Genomic DNA, 1,357 nt, shown 5'->3' with positions numbered 1-1,357 from the left:
CTGTTCAGAGTCGGTTGATTCTTGACTTTTCTATGTCGGTTGATCCTTGACACTCTGGGTTATGGGTTAGGCCTGTTCGCGGGTGCGGAAAGCCCGTTTGTTTCTTACCTCGCCACGACTGGTTCGCGCGACGGTCTTGACCAACTCATCTCCGATAAAGAACCGCAGCAAGTCACCATCGACGTGCACGTCGCAGCGGGCCCCGGCATGGTGAGCGCCGACGCAGACCTGTTGCCAGGCCACGCTGACCACGCCGTTGGTGGTCACCCGCCGGCTGACCCAGTCCTGGCCGCCACGATCAACCCTCGGTGTGGCGGCCACAGCGCGCGGTGTTGCGGTGACCGAGCCGAATCGTTCGGCAGGGGTAACCATGTCCAGTGATTGATGCGGCCGCTCATAGTTGTAGTAGTCCACCCACTCGTCAACGGCTTGCTGAGCGGTCTTCAGATTGCTGAACGGACGCTGCTCGCTGAGGAATTCAGCGCGCAGGCTGCGGTGGAACCGCTCAATCTTGCCCGTCGTCGTCGGGCTGCGCGGCTGGGTCAACAAATGATCAATCCCGTGCTCCCGACAAATCGCATCAAAGAGCACCTCCACCGGAGGGTGATGAAACCGGCCGGTGAAGACCTTGCCGTTATCGGTAAGCGCCTGATGCGGCGCCCCATATTTGGCCAACGCGGCGCGAAACCCGTCACAGACCGCCCGGGTACGTTCAGCGGCCATCAACCGCGCCACTACACACATCCGGGAATGGTCATCGATGCCCGTTAAGGCTTTGGCGCAGCTGCCATCCGCGAGCGCAAACCCGCCCACGACGTCTAGCTGCCACAGCTCCATCGGCGCACCGCGTTCCCAGCGTTTCCACTTACGCGAACGCCGATCACGATCGGCCGGATCGATCATGGCCGCACGCACCAACGCCCGATACACCGCCGACTCCGAGGGCAGCGGCGCCACGTCCCGCTTGCCCAACTCGAACACCAGCCTCCGCGGACCCCAATACGGACGCGACCGGCGCAACTCCAACACCGTCGCCTCCACTTCGGCTGGCATCTGATGCGGACAACTCACCGGCCGATGTGACCGATCCTTGAGCCCTTCGAGGCCCTCGGCCTCATACCGGGCCAACCAGGCGTGCAACGTCTGGCGCGACACCCCGGACTTCTCGGCAGCCTGCGACACCGACAACCCGTCGCTGATCACCGCCATCACGGCCTGATACCTCTGCTCTGCCACGCTCAACTCCCTCATCAAGGGAGTGTCAAGGATCAGTCGAAGTAACTGTCAAGCATCAGCCGAAACACTGTCAGGCATCACCCGAAGACAAAATGTCAAGCATCAGCCGAGCTAATACATT

General features: G+C 61.8%; 1 protein-coding gene. It reads right to left on the bottom strand.

The window, feature by feature from the left end:
* Positions 1 to 66: 66 nt before the first annotated feature.
* On the bottom strand, positions 67 to 1,251 hold the full coding sequence (locus tag AC5Y4Z_RS26210) for an IS481 family transposase (RefSeq protein ID WP_499967948.1): 1,185 nt from the start codon (positions 1,249 to 1,251) through the stop codon (positions 67 to 69).
* Between the last annotated feature and the right edge of the window lie 106 nt (positions 1,252 to 1,357).

It is taken from the genome of Mycobacterium sp. NGS63, from assembly GCF_059812295.1.
This window is presented reverse-complemented; position numbering and strand designations above follow the sequence as displayed.

Bases quoted from the DNA above. Each gene is read 5' to 3' on its own strand.
- AC5Y4Z_RS26210 (WP_499967948.1), bottom strand. From the start codon at position 1,251: ATGAGGGAGTTGAGCGTGGCAGAGCAGAGGTATCAGGCCGTGATGGCG.